General features: G+C 33.5%; 4 protein-coding genes. All 4 read right to left on the bottom strand.

The annotated features are described in order from the left end of the window. On the bottom strand, positions 1-552 hold a 552-nt coding region (locus QNK89_RS01595; RefSeq protein WP_340169230.1), incomplete at its 3' end, for a polysaccharide biosynthesis/export family protein. Between the two features lie 133 nt (positions 553-685). Continuing rightward, complete coding sequence (locus tag QNK89_RS01590; protein ID WP_340169229.1) at positions 686-1,384, bottom strand: WecB/TagA/CpsF family glycosyltransferase; 699 nt, start codon at positions 1,382-1,384, stop codon at positions 686-688. Continuing rightward, positions 1,377-2,576, bottom strand: coding sequence for a delta-aminolevulinic acid dehydratase (locus QNK89_RS01585; RefSeq protein ID WP_340169228.1), 1,200 nt, complete (start codon positions 2,574-2,576; stop codon positions 1,377-1,379). Before QNK89_RS01585 ends, QNK89_RS01590 begins: the two co-directional genes overlap by 8 nt. Further along, positions 2,566-3,471, bottom strand: a 906-nt coding sequence (locus QNK89_RS01580; RefSeq protein WP_340169227.1) for a Gfo/Idh/MocA family oxidoreductase, incomplete at its 5' end; no start/stop codon positions are given. The genes QNK89_RS01585 and QNK89_RS01580, both read right to left, overlap by 11 nt.

Below are 3,471 nucleotides of genomic sequence, written 5' to 3'. Positions count from 1 at the left end.
CATTTGGTAAGGCCCGCTTAAAAAATTAGCAGAGGTGAGATTTATACGCGCACTAGTTTGCAGCCCGTCTACACGTCTTAAAACCACCACATCTTCTCTGCTACCATTAATTGTTAAATCTCCAGCTAGCCCCAAAGCCTGCAATAAACTAATATTATTTTCTGTAAAAGAAAATGTACCAGGCCGTTGTACCTCTCCTAAAATAGTAACCTTCGCGTTTAACAAACGTACCGTTACATTAGGATTTATTAAATAGCCGCCATCTACTAGCAGCTTGTTAATGTCATTTTCTATATCTTGAGTTGTTTTTTCTTTTACAGACAACTCACCAATTACCGGGAAGTTAATCGTGTAATTTTTAGATACCAAATAGCCATCAAGCTTCATGATATCAATATTATTGGCAACCATGTTACCAGCTGTGACGTTATTATAAGGAAGCGCTGCCTCTGGCATTAAAGCCCCTACAGTTATTTTTAAAATATCGTCTACCTGCAAGGTGTGGTTGGTAAAAGTAACCTCAGTGTTATTGTAAGACGCTATATCTTGCATATACAGCATCTCTTTTTTTGAGACGCAAGACTGCAATAAGAATAACATTAAAAGTGATAAAAAAGTATATCTAAGAATAATTTTATAATTCATTTTATTTGTTTTATTAAGCAAAACTACCTGTTTTTATCTTTTAATACGCATTAAATTGTAATAAAATATAAAAACGAATTAAATGTATTTGACGTTTTATTCTTGAAGGTTCTTTAAGCAATCTAAAAGCCCATTCTAAATTATTTTCTACCCACCACTTTGACGCTCTTACAACCCTACCAGTATATACATCAAAACTACCTCCTAATCCTTGATAGGTTGCTTTGTGTTTTTGATGTAATTTCTCCATCAAAATCTCTTGTTTAGGCGAGCCCGCGGCAACAAAAACAACATCTGGTTTATAGGCTGTTATATCTTTTGTTAATGCAAGTTCTTCATCTTCAGTTTTAATATATCCATTTCTATAATTTAGTATTTTAATACCTGGATATTCAGTTTTTAAATTTAAAACTGTTTGATCTAAAACTTCCTGTTTCCCTCCAATTAAGTAAAAGGTTTTTGATTTATAATTTTGTTTTATTATATCTAACCAGAGCTCACAACCTGGTATTTTAACCACATCTTTTACGCCTCTCTTTTTAAGTGCCCAAACAGCACCTATGCCATCTGGATATCCTAAATTTCTATTTATAATATCGCGACTTTTATCGGAGGCATGCAAAATTTTCTCTGCATTTACTGCTACTAATATTTTTTGATACTTAATTGCATATTCAATTAATGCCTCCCTAGATGTAGGGGCATATACCTTTACACCATTTACAACTTTGCTAAACATCTAGAGTGTGATTTTCTTTAAGATAGGTACTCATTGCATTAAACATAAAAGCATTAGACCATCGCATGTAGGATATTTTAGAACTAATTAATTTTTTAAACTGATAATAAAAAAAACCTTTAGGTGATTGCATGTTTTGTATCGACCAATTAAGTACGCTATCTGCCAAGACTTTGTTATTTTTAAATTTATTTAATTTTGATAACGTCACAAATAATTGCCCAGGACAGTGAATATCTATAGGATACGTTTTATTATTATAATACTTTGGCACACCCTCCTTTTCAAAAAAGTTTTGGATGTAATAATCAAACCCTTTTTTGATGTTTTCTTCAAACTGATGATCACCAGTACACTGCTTATAGACGCTTATAGCATCTAAATTATAACCGGTATGAAAACTATCTTTCCAGGATTGAACAGGCAATAGACCATATACCCACGAACCGTCTTTTTCTTGGCTATCACAAGCCGCTTTTATAGCTTTTAATGCGGTTTGTTTATAAATTTTTTTTTTCGAATACTTGTAACACAAACTTAGTGTTTTAGCGCCTAGTAAAGAGGCGTTGTAAACGGTGTTATTTCCTTTATAAGGACTGTATGAAAACAAAAATCCTGAATGATGTGGGGTTCTATTTAAATCATTCATAACAAAATTTGCTGCAGATAATGCCAAATTTTTAAAATCTTTATTTTTTGTAATTTCATAAGCTTTAAACAAAGCCTCCACACAAAAAGTAGTTGCCACCACTGTAGGTGTATCTTTTGGGAATAAAAATAGACGTCTGGCTTGCCATGGAAAATTATACCCCCAACAAGCTCCAGAAAAGTTCTTGTTTTTTAGTTCGTCTAATAGATTTGCTAGTTCATTTATTTTAGATAATAAATCCTCTTTGGTTCCAAAGTCAGTTTCCCCTTCTAACGCTAAGTCATACAAATTACAATAACCAGACAAGAACAAGCCGATTCCTTTGGCATTGTGTTCTTTGGGAACCAATAATAGTTTTCTAAAATTGATAGGACTTCTTTTAAAACCCTGAATCCAAGCCAAACGTGCTAGATCCCAATGCTTAAAAGGTAGTGCATTAAAAATTTTAGAGTTTAAGCCATCGTAAGGGTCCCAACCCGCGAAGCTTTCTGCTTCACAGTAGCTTTTGAGTTTTAAAAAACTCGATTCTATTTTAGACTTCAACTTGTTCCCCTCCACGTTTTACAGATTCTATTACTTTAAAGGATGCTTTTGTAACTGCTACAATATCTTGAAAAGGAATAGGCGCTTTTCCAACTTTAAGTAAGCCATTTACAAATGCCTCCACCATCTCTTTCTGGCCTTTATTTTGGTTTAAAATTTTTGTCTTTTTTGGTTTTCCTTTACCGAAAATTTTCAACTCTTTAAAATCATTTAAGGTAGCTGAAAGCCCTGCAGAAAAAACTTCAACATACTCTTTAGTCATCGATTTTGAACCATTTGCATAATACGCAACTACTCCAGAGGAACCGTTTTCAAACTGAATTAAAATATTCAATGTATCATTTAATTTATTGGCATCTGGTAATGCAGTTGCAGAAACTTTAACCGGTAAACTTCCATTAAGATACGTCAAGTAATCAATAAAGTGACATACTTCCCCTAGGACACGACCCCCTCCTATTTCTAAATCTTGAATCCAATTATCTCCAGGAATGGCACCTGCATTAATTCTATAAAGCATCGTCATAGGGTTATTACCTATTGCTTTTTTTAATTTGGCAGTTAATGGAGAAAAACGTCTATTAAACCCCACCATTACGGCTTTATTAGCTTCAGCTTGTGCTTCAATTATCGCTTCTAGTTCAGACTCTAATAAACATAAAGGCTTCTCAACAAATACATTTTTATTAGCTTTTAAGCTTTTTAAAACGTAAGCACCATGAGAATCGTGTCGCGTCGCTACAAAAACTGTATTGGTTTTATCATCTAAAACATCAGCTTCATTTGTGGCACAAAATTGAAACTTAAATTTTTCGGCAACTCGTTTGGATGTTGTACCTGTGTTTGTAAGCACTCCAACTCTTGCCACGGCATTAGTTTCAGGAATATTTGGTAA

The sequence above is a fragment of the Lacinutrix sp. genome (assembly GCF_037625555.1).
Taxonomy (GTDB): Bacteria; Bacteroidota; Bacteroidia; order Flavobacteriales; family Flavobacteriaceae; genus Lacinutrix.
Note: the sequence above shows the minus strand (reverse complement) of the source record. Positions and strands in the feature narration are given on the sequence as shown.